The 19,187-nt window shown below is 38.8% G+C and carries 16 protein-coding genes; 2 read left to right on the top strand and 14 right to left on the bottom strand.

What is annotated here, in order from left to right; all coding sequences use genetic code 11:
• Positions 1-66: 66 nt before the first annotated feature.
• From purD to OEZ61_RS06065, 13 genes are all read right to left on the bottom strand, one after another.
• Complete coding sequence (gene purD, locus OEZ61_RS06125; protein WP_051592244.1) at positions 67-1,323, bottom strand: phosphoribosylamine--glycine ligase; 1,257 nt, start codon at positions 1,321-1,323, stop codon at positions 67-69.
• Between the two features lie 12 nt (positions 1,324-1,335).
• On the bottom strand, positions 1,336-2,868 hold the full coding sequence (purH, locus tag OEZ61_RS06120) for a bifunctional phosphoribosylaminoimidazolecarboxamide formyltransferase/IMP cyclohydrolase (RefSeq protein WP_034534783.1): 1,533 nt from the start codon (positions 2,866-2,868) through the stop codon (positions 1,336-1,338).
• Position 2,869: 1 nt separating this feature from the next.
• Complete coding sequence (gene purN, locus OEZ61_RS06115) at positions 2,870-3,460, bottom strand: phosphoribosylglycinamide formyltransferase (protein ID WP_239642225.1); 591 nt, start codon at positions 3,458-3,460, stop codon at positions 2,870-2,872.
• Positions 3,432-4,466, bottom strand: a complete 1,035-nt coding sequence (gene purM / locus OEZ61_RS06110; RefSeq protein WP_034534780.1) for a phosphoribosylformylglycinamidine cyclo-ligase — start codon at positions 4,464-4,466, stop codon at positions 3,432-3,434. Before purM ends, purN begins: the two co-directional genes overlap by 29 nt.
• On the bottom strand, positions 4,459-5,922 hold the full coding sequence (purF, locus tag OEZ61_RS06105; protein ID WP_034534776.1) for an amidophosphoribosyltransferase: 1,464 nt from the start codon (positions 5,920-5,922) through the stop codon (positions 4,459-4,461). Before purF ends, purM begins: the two co-directional genes overlap by 8 nt.
• Positions 5,898-8,120: a phosphoribosylformylglycinamidine synthase subunit PurL gene (gene purL / locus OEZ61_RS06100; protein WP_034534773.1), complete on the bottom strand. Its 2,223-nt coding sequence runs from the start codon at positions 8,118-8,120 to the stop codon at positions 5,898-5,900. The genes purF and purL overlap by 25 nt, the downstream gene beginning before the upstream one ends.
• Positions 8,121-8,124: 4 nt before the next feature.
• Positions 8,125-8,790: a phosphoribosylformylglycinamidine synthase subunit PurQ gene (gene purQ, locus OEZ61_RS06095; RefSeq protein ID WP_034534771.1), complete on the bottom strand. Its 666-nt coding sequence runs from the start codon at positions 8,788-8,790 to the stop codon at positions 8,125-8,127.
• Positions 8,787-9,041, bottom strand: a complete 255-nt coding sequence (gene purS / locus OEZ61_RS06090; RefSeq protein ID WP_034534770.1) for a phosphoribosylformylglycinamidine synthase subunit PurS — start codon at positions 9,039-9,041, stop codon at positions 8,787-8,789. Before purS ends, purQ begins: the two co-directional genes overlap by 4 nt.
• 13 nt (positions 9,042-9,054) lie before the next feature.
• Positions 9,055-9,762, bottom strand: coding sequence for a phosphoribosylaminoimidazolesuccinocarboxamide synthase (gene purC / locus OEZ61_RS06085; RefSeq protein ID WP_034534768.1), 708 nt, complete (start codon positions 9,760-9,762; stop codon positions 9,055-9,057).
• A gap of 11 nt (positions 9,763-9,773) precedes the next feature.
• On the bottom strand, positions 9,774-10,895 hold the full coding sequence (purK, locus tag OEZ61_RS06080; RefSeq protein WP_290047154.1) for a 5-(carboxyamino)imidazole ribonucleotide synthase: 1,122 nt from the start codon (positions 10,893-10,895) through the stop codon (positions 9,774-9,776).
• Complete coding sequence (gene purE / locus OEZ61_RS06075) at positions 10,879-11,361, bottom strand: 5-(carboxyamino)imidazole ribonucleotide mutase (RefSeq protein WP_034531300.1); 483 nt, start codon at positions 11,359-11,361, stop codon at positions 10,879-10,881. The genes purK and purE overlap by 17 nt, the downstream gene beginning before the upstream one ends.
• Before the next feature lie 161 nt (positions 11,362-11,522).
• Positions 11,523-12,458: a serine hydrolase gene (locus OEZ61_RS06070; RefSeq protein WP_051592243.1), complete on the bottom strand. Its 936-nt coding sequence runs from the start codon at positions 12,456-12,458 to the stop codon at positions 11,523-11,525.
• A 135-nt stretch (positions 12,459-12,593) separates the two neighbouring features.
• A complete protein-coding gene (locus tag OEZ61_RS06065; RefSeq protein ID WP_034534763.1) occupies positions 12,594-15,116 on the bottom strand; it encodes a M1 family metallopeptidase in 2,523 nt (840 codons plus the stop codon).
• A gap of 244 nt (positions 15,117-15,360) precedes the next feature.
• Here OEZ61_RS06065 and OEZ61_RS06060 point away from each other — a divergent pair, with 244 nt between their 5' ends.
• Complete coding sequence (locus tag OEZ61_RS06060; RefSeq protein ID WP_034531303.1) at positions 15,361-17,604, top strand: leucine-rich repeat domain-containing protein; 2,244 nt, start codon at positions 15,361-15,363, stop codon at positions 17,602-17,604.
• A 45-nt stretch (positions 17,605-17,649) separates the two neighbouring features.
• Here OEZ61_RS06060 and OEZ61_RS06055 read toward each other — a convergent pair whose 3' ends face one another.
• Positions 17,650-18,204: a glycoside hydrolase family 70 protein gene (locus OEZ61_RS06055; RefSeq protein ID WP_290047153.1), complete on the bottom strand. Its 555-nt coding sequence runs from the start codon at positions 18,202-18,204 to the stop codon at positions 17,650-17,652.
• 214 nt (positions 18,205-18,418) lie between these two features.
• On the opposite strand from OEZ61_RS06055, the gene OEZ61_RS06050 reads away from it, so the two are divergent.
• Positions 18,419-19,054, top strand: coding sequence for a DUF6198 family protein (locus tag OEZ61_RS06050; RefSeq protein ID WP_051592242.1), 636 nt, complete (start codon positions 18,419-18,421; stop codon positions 19,052-19,054).
• The last annotated feature ends 133 nt before the right edge of the window (positions 19,055-19,187 follow it).

Below are 19,187 nucleotides of genomic sequence, written 5' to 3'. Positions count from 1 at the left end.
CAATCTAATATACAAAGATAAAAACTTGCAGCAAAAAAGCTATGGCATTCACCATAGCTTCTTGTTTTATCTAAACGCCTTGTCACCGATGTCGGTTCGATAAGCGTAGTCGTTTGAGTCAACGTTATCCTTAATTGCTTGATTAACGTTTGCTTGAGCAGCCTTTAAGTCCTTGTCTGAGGAAATCACCATCATGATGCGTCCACCAGAGCTGACTAATTTTTCGTCTTGTTCTTCGACCCCCGCATAAGCCAACGAAAGTTTCTCATCGTTAAACTGAGGAAGTGTTAATCCGTCTTTATGGTTATCAGGATAGCCCTTAGCCGCTAGGACGTTGCCAAGGAAATATCGGTCGGTTTGCCAATCAACGGTTTGGTCTTGATGGTTCATTAGTTTGACAATCACATCCCCCAAATCACCTTGTAACTGTGGCAAGATGACTTGAGTTTCAGGGTCACCCATTCGAACGTTGAATTCGATGACTTTAACACCATCTTTAGTCAGGATTAATCCAGCGTATAGAAAACCTTGGAACAAAATGCCTCGTTTGTGCATTTCAGACAACACGGGTCTAATCACCTTCACTAACCCCTTGTTTAAAACGTCTTCACCGAATTGAGGAAGTGGACTGTAAGCGCCCATTCCACCGGTATTGGGACCCTTATCACCGTCATAGATACGTTTGTGATCTTGCGCTAATGGCATGGTTATGACATCCAAATCGTTTACCATCACAATCATCGAAAATTCTTGGCCGTCCAGGTATTCTTCAATCAGAATTTCTTGGTGGGCATCATTATCGTAGATTTTAAGCAAAGTCTCCTTGGCCTCTGCTAGGTCTTTAATGATGAAAACACCTTTTCCGCCAGCCAAACCATTTAGTTTCACAACGATTGGAAAATCGTGATCTTCCATGTATGAAAGCGCGTCATCGTGATTGCTAAAGGTCGCATAAGAGGCGGTTGGAACATTAGCTGATTGCATCACTTCTTTGGCAAACTCCTTGGAACTTTCCAATTGAGCAGCTTCCTTGTTTGGACCAAAGACCCTCAAACCAGCATCATTGAAACGATCAACAATGCCGTCACTAAGTGATCTTTCGGGACCAACGACTGTCCAATCAATCTGATTATCCAAGGAAAATTCGATTAGGCCATCGAAATCCAGTTCTTCGATATCAACGGTTTGAACCCTGTCGATCATATTCATCATTGGATTCCCGGGCGCTACAAAAACTTCTCGATTGACATTTTTAGATAAACTTTTGGCCATCGCATATTCACGACCACCTGAACCAATCAATAACCATTTTTCCATCTTCATCGTAACCTCACTCTAGTGTTTGAAATGACGATTGCCACTAAATACAAGGGCAATACCTAATTCATCTGCTTTATCAATTGAATCTTGATCACGGATACTTCCACCTGGTTCAACGATTGCTGTGATACCGTGTTTAGCAGCGAATTCCACACAGTCGTCCATTGGGAAGTAAGCATCTGAACCTAATACGGCGTTTGCATAGTCTGACTTAGTTTCAGCCTTCTTGATAGCAATCTTAGTTGAGTCGATACGGTTTGGTTGACCAGAACCAACCCCTAATGTTTGATGGTCGGTGGTAACAACAATCGCATTACTCTTAACGTGTTTAACAGCATTTTGGGCGAATGCTAAAGCCTTCATTTGTTTTTCAGTTGGTTGTTTCTTTGATACAACCTTGTATTCAGTTGGTTCTTCATGAAGGAGGTCACGTTCTTGAACTAACATTCCACCTAGGACGGAAACTATATCCAACCTGTCTTGGTTAATCTTGTCGAAGTCAACTGTTAGTAAACGGATGTTTTTCTTCTTAGCTAATACGTCGTAAGCTTCGTCGGTGAATGATGGAGCGATTACGATTTCCAAGAAGATGGCGTGCATCTTTTCGGCGGTTGCTAAGTCAACTTCACGGTTTAAGGCGATGATTCCACCAAAGATTGAAGTTGAATCTGATTCATAAGCTAAGTTCCAAGCAGTTAATAAATCGTCAGCAGTACCAATACCACATGGGTTCATGTGTTTTAATGCTACTACAGTAGCTTGGTCTGGGAATTCTGCAACGATACGAAGTGCGGCGTCAGCATCCCTTACGTTGTTGTATGATAGCTTCTTACCATGTAGTTGTTTGGCATTAGCTAATGAGTATGTTTCAGGAATTGGTTCCTTGTAGTATGCAGCCTTTTGGTGACTGTTTTCACCGTAACGCATTGCTTCTACCTTTTCATATGTGAAAGTTAGCTTTTCAGGGAATTCTTCTTTGGTTAGGTAGTTGGCGATTAATGCGTCGTAAGCTGCAGTATGTCTAAACACCTTCGCTGCCAAACCACTTCTATATTCAGCGTCGATTTCGTTGGCGTCGTATCTTTGGATGTAGTCGTCATAGTCTGATACATCGGTAATTACGATCACGTCTTGGCTGTTTTTAGCAGCGGCTCTTAGCATTGAAGGACCACCGATATCAATGTTTTCAATTGCATCAGCATATGTAACGTCCAGTTTTTCAATTGTTTCTTTAAATGGGTATAGGTTGACACAAACTAGATCGATTAGATCAATGTTTTGTTCCTTTAGTTGTTGCATGTGTTCGTCATTGTCGCGACGAGCAAGGATTCCAGCGTAGATGCGTGGATGTAGTGTCTTCACACGACCGTCTAACATTTCAGAGAAATTAGTAATTTCTTCAACGGCAATCGCGTCAACACCGTTGTCTAATAATGTCTTTAATGTTCCGCCGGTTGAGACAATATCGTAATCACGTTGTTCTAGTTGCTTGGCAAATTCAACAATTCCATTCTTATCTGAGACACTTAACAATGCTAACTTTTTCAATTTAAATAACTCCCTTTTCAATTAATTGTAAAATCGTGCGTGGGTACAACTGATGTTCAACATCATGAATTCGATTTTCCAAATCCGCTAACGAATCACCTTCTTTTCTAAAAACTTCTTCTTGAGCAATAATTTGACCAGAGTCAATCCCCGAATCCACAAAATGAATCGTGACTCCCGTCTTATTAACTCCAGCATTATATGCATCTAGAATTCCTTGTTTTCCTGGAAAACTCGGTAGCAATGCTGGATGGATATTAATAATCTTGTTAGGAAAAGCATTTAGCAATGTATCACCTACAATACGCATATACCCGGCGAGCATAATAACTTGGACACCTCTTTTCTTGAGTTCTTCTAGAATACGACCCTCACGAATCGCTCTTTTTTCACCCTTATGCAGTTCCGCAATCAAGACCTCAACGTTCTGTCTTTGAGCTCTTTGCACCACAAACGCATTATGGTGATCACATACCAACAATTTAATATCGATTGGCAAGTCAGCTTCAGCAATCGCGTCGAAGTTAGTTCCATTTCCCGATGCAAAAATTGCAACGGGGAGTTTATCTGATTTCAACCGCTTGTTGCTCACGTTTTACCACCTCACCAATCTCGAAATATTCTAGGCCATTATCAGAAAGGTAATTGGTCACTGCTTGAACGTATTCTTCTGGAGCGACTAACACCATGCCGATTCCCTGGTTAAACACAAGATCCATATCACTTTGGTCCAAGTTTCCCCAGTCTTGTAGGCACTTGAAGATGTTAGGCACTGTCCATGATGAACGGTTAATCTTGGCGGTTAAATCGTTTGGAATCACTCGTGATAGGTTATCGGCAATTCCACCACCGGTGATGTTGGCAATCGCATGAATCGCACCGGATTCGATGATGCCCTTGACGTAGTGGTAATACAAACGCGTTGGGGTTAGTAGTTCATCAATCAATGGTTGTGATAATCCTTGGTATGTGGCATTTAAATCAAGTTTGGCATCCTTGATAATCTTTCGAACCAAAGAGTAACCATTGGAATGAATTCCTGATGATTTCAAACCAATTAGTTTGTCACCCTCCTTAACGTTTTGTTCCCCTAGTAAACGTTTCTTGTCAGCAATTCCAACCGCAAACCCACTTAGGTCGTAATCGTCTTGCTTGTAGATGCCAGGCATTTCGGCCATTTCACCACCAATTAATGAAAGACCGGCTTGCTTACATCCCATCACAACACCAGAAACGATCTCTTTAATTTCTTCCGGAAGTAATTTACCAATTCCGATGTAATCTAAGAAAAATAATGGTTTCGCACCTTGTGCCAAGATGTCATTAGCACACATTGCGACCAAATCAACACCAATTGTGGTGTGACGTTTAGCTTGAATTGCTAACATCAACTTAGTACCCACACCATCAGTTCCTGAAATCAAAACTGGATCATCATATTTAGCGAAATGTGATTGAAGTGAATACATTGCGCCGAATCCACCTAGGCCATCCATTACGCTTTGATCATAAGTAGAAGCGACCATATTTTTAATGGAATCTACTGCCTTTTCGCCACTCTCAACATCGACACCGGCTTCTTTATATTGGTTAGCCATTCACTTCATCCTCCTCATATAGATGTAGTCTTTTTGCTTCTGCATCATATGTTTCTTGGTAGTCATACAAAGGTGTTGGATACTTGCCGTCAAAGTAGGCTGTACACAAACCATGGTATTGATTGTCGCAATCAAGATCGATTGCATTGATTAACCCCTCAACACTTAGATACTTTAAAGAATCAGCCCCGATGATGTTTTTAATTTCTTCAACACTGTGATTGGCACCGATTAATTCGCTTGGCTTTTGAATATCGATTCCGTAAAAACATGGGTACTTCAAATCAGGTGAAGCAATTCGAACGTGGACTGATTTCGCTCCAGCATCCTTTAACATTTTGACGATAAAACGACTGGTGGTTCCACGGACGATTGAGTCGTCTACTAAGATGACGTCCTTGTCCTTGATGACTGATTTAACAACAGAAAGTTTCATTGAAACCCCGCGTTCACGTCGTTCTTGAGTTGGCTCTATAAATGTTCTGGCAACGTATTGATTCTTAATCAATCCCATTTCGTATGGAATGCCACTTTCGATTGCATATCCCATCGCCGCAGAAAGCGATGAGTTTGGCACCCCAATCACAACATCAGCCTTGGTTGGATTTTCGCGAGCCACCAACGCTCCCATACGTTTTCTAGCCTCATGAACCGAAACACCATGAATTACAGAATCAGGACGAGCGAAGTAAACATATTCCATTGAACAAATAGTTAGTTCAGTATCTTCGGTAAAGTGGTCAATCTTGATTCCAGAGTCATCAACAATAATGACCTCTCCTGGTTGAACATCCCTTACATATTCAGCTTGAACTTGATCTAATGCACATGTTTCACTACAGATAACCACAGCGCCGTCTTTTCTTCTTCCGACAACCAAAGGACGTAATCCGTTGGGGTCACATACTGCATACATTGCGTCTGGACTAAGTAATACATAGGCAAAACCACCGTGCATTTGATTGGCAGCTTCCTTGATACGACCTAAGAAAGTTTCTTGATTACTAACTTCAATCAAGTCACCGAAAATCTCACTATCAGAATCAGATTGGAAAATAGTTCCAGTTTTTCTAAGCATTTCTTTTAGAGTGTCAGCATTAGTTAAGTTTCCATTATGTGATAGTGCAAAATGAGTTTCGGTGTTTTCAAACATAAATGGTTGAACATTGTTGATGGTATGGCTTCCAGCAGTTGCGTAACGAATGTGGCCTAGTGCTGCATTTCCATGTAATCGATCAAATGAATGTGGGTCATCAAAAATAGCTCCAAGTAGACCTTGTCCGCGATATCGGTTTAGTCGTTTATTAGCATCAATGGCAAGAATTCCAGCACCTTCTTGACCACGATGTTGTAAAGCGTGGAGACCACTGTAAGCGACCTTAGCGGCTGGACCTTCAACGCCCCAGACACCAAAGACACCACATTCATCGTTTAAGCTTTTGACTTCATTTGGCATGATAAACTTTCCTTCCAGATGGTTTTTAGAGCAGTCACGTCATCAACGTATTGACCATCTTGTAGTTGTAAATTAATTTGTTGGCTGTCGTCAGTTACACCAATCAAGTGCGCTTTCTTACCTGCTAGTTTTTCAAAGGCCGCTTGATCTTCTTTACTAACTGATACGACATATCTTGATTGAGTTTCTGAGAATAATTGTGCTTTAGTAATATCGATTTCACCCTTCAAACCAAGGTTGTGTTCGAATAGTGATTCAAGAATTGAAACGATAACGCCACCCTCACTAACATCGTGAGCAGATTCGATTAGGTGGTTGTGAATTAAATCTAGGATTAAGCGTTGGTTGCTAAATTCTTCTTCTAGGTCAAAATGGATTTTTCCTGAGATTTGACCTTCTAGGTGTTTTTGAATTTCTGAACCGGCAAAGTCATCGTTGGTGTCTCCGATAACGTACACCAATTCGCCAGCTGCCTTGATATCTGATCTGGTAATGTATTGGTTATCTTCGATTAGACCAACCATTCCAATCATTGGAGTTGGGTAAATCGCCTTGTTGTCAGTTTCGTTGTATAGTGAAACGTTTCCAGCGATAACTGGTGTATCAAATTTTTCACAGGCCTTTGAAATCCCTTCAACTGATTGGTCCATTTCGAAGTAACTTTCTGAGTCGTCAGGGTTACCGAAATTCAAACAGTCGGTAATTCCGATTGGTACGGCACCACTGGCAACAATGTTTCGAGCGGCTTCTGATACGGCAATTTGACCACCTAGTTTTGGATCTAGGTAGATGTAACGGCCGTTAGCATCAGTAGTCATGGCAAGTGACTTGTTAGTGCAACGAACACGAATGACTCCTGAGTCACTACCAGGTTGAACAACCGTGTTAGCTTGAACACGGCAGTCGTATTGGCGGTAAACTGACTCTTTAGAAGCGATTGTTGGTTGACCGATGATTGTCTTCACCATGTCGTTAACATCGCTGATAACAGGTGTTTTAGCTTCGTCGACATTCTTCAATCGATCAGGTTTTACAACATCGTGTTGGTATTCAGGAACATCATTAACCAAGCTCGAAGTTGGAATGTCACAAACAAGTTCACCGTGTTGGTATAAACGGTATTGTTTGTCGTCGTTAACGTGACCAATTACGACCGCGTCTAGATGATGTTCTTCAAACACTTCTAGGACTTCGTCTTCATGGCAAGCCTTAACACATAGCAACATTCTTTCTTGAGATTCTGAAAGCATGATTTCGTATGGCGTCATGCCGATTTCTCTTTGCGGAACTAGGTCTAAGTCTAAATCGACTCCACTGCAAGCCTTGTCTGCCATTTCAGCTGATGAGGATACTAATCCAGCGGCACCCATGTCTTGAATTCCGACTAGGATGTCCTTGTGGTTGTGAGTAACTTCTAGACAAGCGTCAACAAGTAGTTTTTCCATGAATGGATCACCAACCTGAACGGCTGAGCGGTCTGATTCTTCTTCGGTACTGAATTGACTTGATGCGAAAGTCGCACCATTAATTCCATCACGTCCGGTCTTAGCACCCACGTAAATGATTGAGTTACCGGCACCGGAGGCACGTCCGGCTTCAATGTCTGCTTGATCCATCAAACCGACACACATAACGTTGACTAATGGGTTTCCGTCGTAGCATGGGTCAAAACTAATTTCACCACCGACTGTTGGCACCCCAATACAGTTACCGTATCCAGCGATTCCGGCAACGACCTTGTCTAATAGGAAACGATTCTTGTCATTAGTTAGTTCACCGAAACGAAGACTATCGAGTGAAGCCACTGGTTTGGCCCCCATTGAAAAGATGTCTCTGATGATTCCGCCTACACCGGTAGCAGCTCCTTCGTAAGGTTCAACGTAACTTGGATGGTTGTGACTTTCGGCTTTGAATACGACCGCTTGGCCATCACCGATGTCTAGAACTCCGGCACCTTCACCAGGTCCTTGCAAGACGCGAGAACCGTCTGACCAAAACTTTCTAAGTACTGGCTTTGAGTTCTTGTATGAACAGTGTTCGCTCCACATCCCTGAGTACAAACCAGTTTCGGTGTAGTTAGGTAAGCGGTGCAAAATGTCATTTGAGATTAAGTTGTATTCAAAATCAGTTAAACCCCAGTCTTGATAAATCTTTTGATCTTTAATGTCTTGGGGTGTAATTATCTTTGGCTTTTCCATCTTGTTAGCTCCTAACGTGATTTAATAATGACTTGAACAACTTCAAGCCGTCGGTTCCACCTAAAATACTTTCAACGGCACGTTCTGGATGCGGCATCATCCCTAAAACATTGCCTTGTTCGTTCACGACACCAGCGATGTTGTCGCAACTACCGTTGGGATTGGCTTCGTAGGTGAAAACGATTTGATCTTTAGCCTTTAATTGAGCTAAGGTTTCGTCGTCACAGTAGTAGTTACCTTCACCGTGAGCGATTGGAATATCGATGACTTCTGATTCTTCGTATTGGTCTGTAAACATTGTGTCGTTATTTTGGACACGTAGCTTGGACCAATCTGAGATGAATTCCATGCTGGTGTTATGTTGAAGTGAACCGGGTAATAGGTTGGCTTCTGTTAGGATTTGAAAACCATTGCAGACACCCAAAACTGGTTTGCCTTCTGCAGCCATTTCCTTAACTGATTCCATCACCGGTGCAAAACGAGCAACGGCACCACTTCTTAGGTAATCTCCATATGAAAAGCCACCGGGGATTAAGACGCCATCGTATCCGTCTAGGTTAGTAGCATCTGAAGTAACTAGGTCAACGTCTTCATTTAGTGAGTCGCGCACTGCATAATACATATCCATGTCACAGTTGGAGCCGGGAAAACTAATTACTGCAAATTTCATTTCGCCACTTCCTTTAGTTCAAATTCGTATGATTCCATGTTGTGGTTCACCAATAAATCTTTGGCAATGTCGTTAACTACCTTTGATGCTTCATCTTCGCTGTCAGACTTGATATTAACTTCAAAGTACTTACCTTGTTTGACTGAGTCGACCTTGTCGTAACCCAAACGTTGTAAGGCGTTCAATACTGCTTCACCTTGAGGATCTAAAATTGATGATTTGTGATGGACATAAATTTGTGCTAAATACATGTTTTCTTCCTCCCTAAATGGCTGCTCGTAAACGATTTAGAATTTCTAGGTAACCTGGCATCATGTCGCCAGCTTCTTTTCTAAAGACATCCTTATCTAGTGATTCATTAGTGTCTTTATCTAATAAACGACATGAATCAGGTGAGATTTCATCAGCTAGGATGATTTCACCGTCTTCGTTAATACCGAACTCAAGTTTGAAGTCTACTAAGGTCACGTTCATCTTGTCGAATAATTTCTTTAGGATTTGGTTCACCTTTAGGCCGTCTTTTTCTAGTTGAGCTAACTTATCGGCTTCGATTAAATCCAAGCCAATTGCATCAGAATTAGTAACGATAGGATCGTGTAAATCGTTGTCTTTATAAAAAAATTCGACAACTGGTTCTTTCAATGTTTGAAGATAATCAGTGCCGAATCTTTTTTGGAAATGTCCGGCCGCAAAGTTTCTAATCACAACTTCCAGCGGAATCATTTCAACTTTTTTATTTAATTGATCTGTTTCGTTAAAACGTTCAATAAAGTGCGTAGCAACACCATTTTCGTTTAGGTATGTGAAAATCATACTTGAAATTTCGTTGTTAACCGCACCCTTGTTTGCGATTAATTCATTACGCAAACCATCCCCCGCAGTGGTGTGGTCTGTGTAGTGAACACGCAATACGCTTGAATCATCGGTGGTGTATAGTTCCTTAGTCTTACCTGATGCAACTAATGTAGTCATTTTAATTCTCCTCATCTAAATAATTTAACGTCTTGCAATAATTGATCGATTGATGAACCGGTCACTGTGATGTGACCCATTTTTCTTTGATGCTTAATTTCAGCCTTACCATAATCATGGAAGTTCCAGTTTGGATGGTTCACTAACTCGTTTCGACCGAGCGTTAAATTATCACCCAATAGGTTCACCATAACGGCATTATCAATTAACTTGATATCTGGTAAGGATAGATTACAAATACTTAAAATATGTGCTTTAAATTGAGAAACGTTGCAGGCCTCAATGGTGTAATGGCCCGAATTATGTGGTCTTGGTGCTAGCTCGTTAACCAGTAGTCTGCCATCTTCCATCAAGAAGAATTCGATTCCTAAGACACCGACTAGTTTCATTTCTGAGGCGATGTTTTCGGCAATCTGTTCAGCATTTTTATGAACCTTTCCATTAGTTCTTGCTGGTACGATACTAGTGTGTAAGATATGGTCTTGATGAATATTTTCGCTAAGTGGGAAGACAATCACCTTGCCGGAAACATCTCGGTCTACCATTATGGAAACTTCCTGTACAAAAGGTTGCTTTCTTTCGTAGATCCACTCAATGCCGTCCAAGTGTTTAATGACTTCCTTTAAATCAGATTCACTATTAATGTCGAATTGACCGTGGCCATCGTAACCACCCTCTGCGGTTTTTAAAATCGCAGGAGTAGATATTTTTCGGTACGCTTTCAACAGATCGTCGGCGTTATTTACTGGCATGTAGTCAGTAACAGGTGCTCCAATGCTTTGTAAAAAGCCCTTTTCCTTGTTTCGGTTGCTAGTGATTTCTAGTTCACTAACTGGCTGTGGGATATATGTAGTATCCGAAACCTTTTTAATCGCTTCTTGATTGACGTTTTCAAACTCATAAGTTAAAACATCTGATTTATCAGCTAACTGCTTAATGGCTGTTTCATCATCATAGTCGGCGATAATTTGAAAATCTGCAACTTGTGCTGCTGGAGCGTCAGGTGTTGGATCTAAGACTCCAACCTTATAACCCATTTCTTTGGCAACCAGTGCCATCATCTGACCAAGCTGACCACCACCCAAAATTCCGATAGTAGCTGGTGGCAAAATTGGTTTAGTGTAATTGTTCATTACTATCAATTGCCTCCCTTGTTTGTCTTTCACGGAAATCATCTAGACTTTGTGCGATTTTGTCATTGCTAATTGCTAAAATCTGAGCCGCTAACAATGCAGCATTCTTAGCACCAGCGTCGCCAATTGCAACGGTCGCAACTGGTACTCCTGAAGGCATTTGAACGATTGATAGCAATGAATCAACTCCATTTAAGGTGCTGGTCTTAACCGGAATCCCTATTACCGGTAAAGTCGTATTTGCCGCTAACATTCCTGGCAAATGTGCTGCGCCACCCGCCGCAGCAATAATCACCTTATATTGTTCGTATTTTGCTGAACTGCCAAAAGCCTGTAATTCATTTGGCATCCGATGAGCTGAGATTATTTTAGTGTTATAACTAATTCCCAGGCTATCCAAAGTATCAATTGTTCCTTGTATTTTAGGCAAGTCAGAGATTGAACCCATTACAACTGCTACATCCATTTTTTAAAGTCTCCCCTCTAAATGGTTAAATTCATCATAACAAGTCAATTAACATTCGTCAACTAAAAAGCGAACAATATTTAAAAATAATATATTATAGTTCGTAAAAAATAGAATGTTGGCACAAAAAAGACCAACTTAGAAAAGTCGGTCTTTTTTCACTATTTAAATTCAGGAAATGTCTTATAAATCATTTTGTACATTCGATATTGATCGTATGCATTAAATTTATCATGTAATGACACGATAATCACACGGTTCTTATTTGGTAGTTGACTGGTACTTACTAGACAGTTACCTGCCAACGGAGTGTATCCCGTCTTTAAACCATCAACGTGTAATGCTGCATCATATCTTAGTCCACCCGCTAGTAATTCATTTGCATTCTTTAGAGTTTGACCACTTTGGTGGTAGCGATAAATCTTAGCATCATTTACAACCGCTGGATATAGCTTCAATAGATGTGAAGCAATCACAGCTAGTGCTTTAGTAGATACACGGTTATAGTCATAACGTGATCCATAACGAATATAGTATGGATATAAATCGGAGTTTTCCAAACCAGATGAGGAAACGAAGTGAGCTTGAGAAGCAATGCCCCATGCCTTCGCTTGTCTGTTCATCTTCTTGATGAACTTATTGTTAGTTCCGGATACCCATTGGCCAAGTGCAATGGTTGCACTATTAGATGAGGCAATTAATGAAGCCTTATACAAGTTTCTAACGCTGTACTTCTTGTTAGCTTTTAATACGTAACTGCCCAGCGAATGATGTCTACTCATTCTTGCTAAACTTGGTGATATTTTAACTTTTTGTTTCCATCCATTCTTGGTAGTTTGTGCTTTTTGAATCGCTAAGTATAATGTCATAATCTTAGCGGTCGAAGCAACGGCACGTTTGGATGTAGCATTCTTTTGGTAGTAAACCTGGTTAGTATCCATGTTCACGGCATAGATAGCACTACTTGTCTTGCTGTACTTATCCATAGTTTTGGAGTACTTACTGTTGGCATTGGCACTTGCGCTCACAGTAACAAATGATAATCCCAGCATAAAAATAGCTAGAAATGATACCATTATGTTTTTGATTTTACTCATTTAAATTTATCCCCCTTAACGAAATCAATAGCTATATATTACAACGTTTTGATGGGATTTTAGTTTACAAATTATTACATTTATATTATGAATATTAAAAAAGGAGCCTAATAAGTAGGCCCCTTTTTCTTATTACTATTTAATTGCTGATTTAACAGCTTCTTTTTCGGATTCAACCAATTCAACAGTACTTGTAATCGCTCTAGTATCCATCTTAATTTCACGGGTTAAACCTGGTGTGTCTAGTTTTGGTTCAAAGAATGCTTTGAATTCATCCAGACGGGTTCTGGTATGGAAAATGTTTGAGATAACCGTAATAAATGTAGCGAATTCCATATCACCACCAACAGTATCTTCTAGCCATTGCCATTCATTTCTAATCCAATCCCATGCGAATTGTTGACCAGCTGGATTTTTCAATACACCAGAGAACCAAGCACGTAAGTCTTGAGGTTTTACAACGCTACTGTCTTCAAAGTTAGCAACTAATTTCCCTAGTAACTTAGCATCGTTTGTTAGAGTTACTGCTGTACAAATATCTTGCTTGTAACTTGGGTCTGTTGATTGCTTGTACTCTTCGACTAATGAATCGAATTCTTCAGCGTTTGAGTAGTTCTTCATTTCATTAGCTAAGATATATACACGTGTATCAGCAGGTAATGATAATAAGTTATCTTGGTGATCTTGGAAGATTGCATGTGCGGCTTCGGCGAAGTCCTTATTGCCATCATACAATGATGCACTTAAGATGTATGGACGAGTTAATTTATCATTGTTACTTTCACCGTCAACACTAACTAAACCTAGTCGTTCTAGTTGTTTGTCACTTAGCTGTCTGTATAGTTTCTTCAAGTTATCTTCGTCTTCACTTCCGGGTTCAACGAACTTCTTCAAGTTGCTGGCTAGTGTGTAGACAGAATCATTAACAACATTAGATTTACTATCAGCAAATTGTTTTAATACTGGAACAACTCCCGCGTATGATACTTGCTTAGCCTCAGCTAATAAACGAAGGTCTTGTAATAATTGCATCTTATCGATTGGAGATAAACTATTCGCATCGCTTAATATGTCAGCTTGTAATGTTTCATCATATTTAACGATAAAGTGTGAATTATTACCAACATTTACTCTAAATGGTTTGCCATTTAGCTTACGTAATTCTTGGTAGTCACCCAAATCAATAGTTTCTTCACTGAAGATGTCAGGGGCTTGGTCATAGTTTGCGTTTAAAGGAATTTGCCAACGACGGCCCTCATCCTTACCTTCACCTGTGAAAAATTGCTTTTGAGCTAGCTTCAAACGGTTATCTTCAACGTAAGCGTTCACAACTGGGTAACCTGGTTGTTCTAGCCATGATTCCATAATCTTGCCCAAGTCCATACCTGCAGCCTTACCAAGTGCATTCCATAAATCAGCACCAGCAGCGTTACCGTACTTGTGAGCAGCAAAATAGTTCTTTAGACCTTCACGTAGTGCATCGTCACCAATCAAGGCACGAACCATTACTAACATTCTGGCACCCTTAGCATAAACGATTGCTGCATCAAATAATGCATCAATTTCTGCTGGGTGATGAACGTCAACGTGTACTGATTGAACACCGTCCACAGCATCACGTTTTAACGCTGCAGGAACGTCTGTGGTTTGGAATACTTCCCAAATGTTCCACGAAGGTTCGATTGCATCAATTGCAACATATTCCATCATGTTCGCAAAACTTTCGTTCAACCATAAATCATCCCACCATCTCATAGTTACTAGGTCACCAAACCATTGATGAGCTAATTCATGGGCAATCACAGTAGCAACACGTTGCTTCACTTCAAATGAAGTGTTATCTGGATCTAACAATAAGTAAGCTTCACGATAAGTTACTAATCCCCAGTTTTCCATGGCACCTGCTGAAAAATCAGGTAGAGCTAATTGCCATGAATGTGGAAGTGGATATGGGGTTTGGTAAAAATCTTCGAAGAATTCGATTGAACGCTTGGCAATATCTAAGGCAAAATCTAATTCTTTAGCGTCATGAGCTTTAGTACCAAACACACCAACTTTAACGCCACTCTTGGTTTCAGTCATCTTACTTTGCATATCACCAAAAGCAAATGCGACTAAATAAGTAGACATTTTTACAGTTTCGTCAAAATAATGAATGCCATTTTTAACTTTTACTTCTGGCATATTTGCTATAGCAGTTTCTCCAGGTTCTTCATCAAACTTAAGCGCTAGTTTAAACTTAGCCTTTGCTTCTGGTTCATCAATACATGGGAATGCTTGTCTAGCAAAGTTGGTTTCAAATTGAGTCCCTACAAGTTGTTTTTGTTCACCATTAACTTGGTAGTATGAGGGGTAAATTCCCATCATAGTATCTGTTAATTTAGCGGTGTATTCAATAGTTACTGCCACTTCCCCGGTCTTCCCTAAGGAAACGTTAATTACTTCATTATCATTATCCACGTTAAATTCAACGGCAGTACCATCTACTGAAACGCTAGTAACATCAAAGTCTTTTTCGTGAATACCAATTTGTTCTTCACTTGCATTACCGTAAATTGTGGTCTTTCCACTAAATTTCTTTTCACTACGGCTAACATCTAAAAAAATATCGTAGTGATCAGGTTGAAATCGATTAAATAATCTAACTAATTCAGCCATCAACAACACTCCTTCTTTATCATCATTTTCTCATTATTTTTTAATTGTACGCTATCTAAATATAAAATGCTACAAATATATTGTAGTAGCTAAAGCGTTTTTATGCACATGTTAACATTTTTATATTTTTCTTTATAAAAGATTTAATTCCTTTAACAAAACTTAACTTTATAATCATAGATATTTTTAGATAGGTAGTCTATCATTTTTATTATTAAATTAATAACAAAAGGGGAATATTTATATGAAAAAAAATTCTATTAAAACTGCCATACTTTTCTCTACCTTAGTATTTGGGACAGTTCAAGCAAATGCTTTAGTGCATCAAAATGAAACATTCTCTGTTGTGGCTCACGCTGATAGCGACACATCTACAACAAATATTAACCAAATTAAAGATCCAACTATAAAAAACATTCTACTTACATCTGTTAATAGCCAAGAAAACAAAGGATACCAAAAAGCTTCAGAAATAACTAATGATGACTTACAAAAGCTAACTAGCATTAACTATACTGGAAATGGATCCGATAAGGTTCTTTCATTAGATAATTTTAATATAGACAGTCTACCTAACATTAAATCAATCAATATCACAAATGTTGATATGAGCAGCATCAAAGATTTAAGTCCTTTTACTCAATGGAATAAACTATCAAGTATTTCATTAAGTGGAAACAATATTTCTAGTGAACAATTAAATGCATTAGGAAAATGGTCAGCAAATGATCTAACTAATTTGAATTTATCCAACAATAATATTTCAAAGCTTGCATTTATAAAGAATATTTCAATGCCAAACATTAAATCAATTGATATTAACCACAATCAAATTGCTGATTTCACACCAGTTGTATCTCAAGATTGGACTAAGCTAACTGATTTGAATGTTGGTTTTAACAACATTGAAGATATTTCTCCAATCGCAACAGTTAATTGGCCTAGTCTTCAAAACTTAAATGTCGAAAATAACAAAATTTCTGATATTTCAGTAATTTCCTCAGCAAATTGGCCAAACTTACAATATTTAGATGCTGACAACAATAACATCAGCAATATTAACGCGTTTGCCGATACTAATTGGACTAATTTACAAACAATTTCAGCTTCTGGAAACAAGATTCAAAATGTGAATGCATTGGGTGGTAAATCCTCCAAATTCAAGAATCTTGACGTTTTCAAAGTAAATAACAATGCCATTAACGACATTTCGTGGATGAGCGGATATAAGTTCAATTATCAGTCAACCGCAAATAATCAAAACGTTACTGATAATCAAGTAATCACAAAACCTGAAAACGGACAAAGTGTTTTAATTCCAGTGACAATTAAGGATGTCACATTAGGAAATGGTGTTGACTGGACATATGTTGCAAGTGACGATAATGCTGGAACTAATTTAGAAGCATCACCTATTTCTGACCCTACTAATGCCACTATTATTGGAAATGACGGACAACCATTTAAACTAGTACAATCTGATTCAAACAGATATTCCAATGGTATTAAGGGAATCAACCTAAAATATGATGGTTCAAACACTTCCACAGTTTCATTTAATTTTGCTTCTAACTTTGGTATTAATCAAAGCACATATTTCACCGGCCTATACACTTTAAAAGTCAACTGGGCAACTGCTAATACCCAAAGCAAAAACGTTAAAGTGACAGTAAAATATGTTGATCAAAATGGAAATACTATTAGCAAACCGGAAACTAAGACTGTAACATTTACTGAAACTGGTAAAAAAGTCGACGCTACTGGAGAACAAATTTGGAACAACGATTGGAAAGCCACAGGAGACACTAATTACTCATTTAGCAGCCCATCAGTTGATGGATATAAACTTGCTGATGAATCACAACAAACTATTAACGGAAATGTAAATAGTGATTCTGGTGATATCAACGAAACTGTTGTATACAAGTCTATCCAAAGTGAATCAAACTCTGACTCTAATTCACACTCTTCCGCTTCAAGCAGTTCTAGTGCTCAATCTTCTGCTTCCAGCTCTGTAGCTCAAAGTTCTAGTGCTCAATCTTCTGCTTCTAGCTCTGTAGCTCAAAGTTCTAGTGCTCAATCTTCTGCTTCTAGCTCTGAAAGCCAAAACTCTAGCGCTCAATCTTCTGCTTCTAGCTCTGTAGCTCAAAGTTCTAGTGCTCAATCTTCTGTTGCCGGCAGCCACAGCAACAATGCAGGTAATCCAACATCAAAGAAGAGTTCTACTAACACTACTCCAAACAGCAAATCATCATCAAATCATGGTAATAACGCTGGTAATCCAAACAGAACCGTTACCATCAAGCATGTAGATCCAGCTGTGCCGGGTAACAATAACAAGGCATCTCATCATGATGCTGAAGGTAAAAACAAGTTACCACAAACTGGTGACAAAACTGAACAAAATGTGCTAATCTCTCTTGGTGCAGTTGCAATCGCTACTGCATTAGGACTAGCTGCATTTGCTCTACGTCGTAAAAATAAATAACGATTAATCAAAAAGGCCCCCGAAATTAATTCGGGGGCCTTTTTTTTAGAATAGAGAATTTAAACGTTTTAAATCATTAATATTAAATTTACGATGCTTACCATCAACTAATTTATTACTCTTTTCGTCACGATTTACCAAACTATATTGAGACTGATCTTGAATAAATTCTTGAATAATTGCTTTTAACCATTTAGTACTCTTAGTTTGGGTAATGCGCATTTCGATTTCTTTTTGAATAACCTGAGTCGCAGCATTTAAATCACTTTGTGAACTAGTGATATCGTATGTATCATCACCGTAATCAAAATATTCGTTCATAAAATTGATGTATTGGGTTTCTAAACGTTTACTTGGCCACCATGCCATCAAGATTGGTCGACGATCATGTTTGGTGGATTTTTCCCACTTTTGACCGTTTCTTAGAATCATCTTTGGTCGATACCAAGTGTTAAACGTTAAATATCCACCTACAGTGGAGATGTTTTGTTTATCAATCTTGTAAAACGCATTTTTGGCAGCATAGTCGTTGTTAGGATTATACGCTGGCTTTACAATTCCTGAAGTTTCCGCCTTGGAATTAGAGATAGATAGAATCACTCCAATTCCGAATAAAGTCGCTACTACGACCGCGCATGTCGCAATCGACAGTAGTAATTTTTTACGTAAGAAACTCAGCTGTCATTTTTTCATTATAAGCACTCCCAGTTTCATATTATGATGTTAATTTTACCACAAAAGAGCTTTTTTCTTGCTTAATCCGCGGATAAATGAAATATTACTTAATATTGTTTTATTTTAGGAGATGTTTATATTGAAAGCAAAGATGTTGTTTAGAATCATCTTGTACATAATTGGACTGAACGTTTTAGCCCTTGGTACAACACTATTTGCTTGTGGAAAACTCGGGGTTAGTTCGTTAGTATCTGTACCACAAACTTTATCATTTATTTTAAATACTACTTTGGGTCATGCCACTACGATGTTATTTATTGTTTTGGTGGTCATCCAATTAATTATCATTAGAAAATTTGAATTAAAAATAGTTTTACAATTGGTCCTAGCATTTGTTTTTGGTTGGCTGGTTGATTTTTATGGATTAACCGTTGGATTGAAACGGATTCCATTACACGGATATGCTGAAAGAATCCCAGTCACTTTATTAGCTATTCTATGTACAGCATTAGGTATATTTATGATGGTAAAAGCATCTTTCGTCCTAATTCCAGCTGATGGATTTGTTAATGTCATCAGTGATAAATTTAATAAACCATTTGGCCAAATGAAGTTTTGTTTCGATGCATCAATGATCGTCATCACAATTCTTTTAGGATTAGTATTCCTACATCACATTACTTCAATTGGTATCGGAACTGTATTAGCAGTCCTTTTCGTTGGTCAATTGATTAACCTATTTAATTACATTGTGGATAAGACTAAAAAAGCTTAGAGCGTAGGGAACTGAAGTTATAATATTGAACAGATAAATAAAAGCACTTTCGATAAAATGATTATTTTAATTTGATAAAATAACATAATTCGGAGGTGTTTTTTGTATGGCTAATAATAGATATTCATATGAA

The sequence above is a fragment of the Apilactobacillus sp. EABW-1NA genome (assembly GCF_030398685.1).
Lineage (GTDB): Bacteria > Bacillota > Bacilli > Lactobacillales > Lactobacillaceae > Apilactobacillus > Apilactobacillus waqarii.
This window is presented reverse-complemented; position numbering and strand designations above follow the sequence as displayed.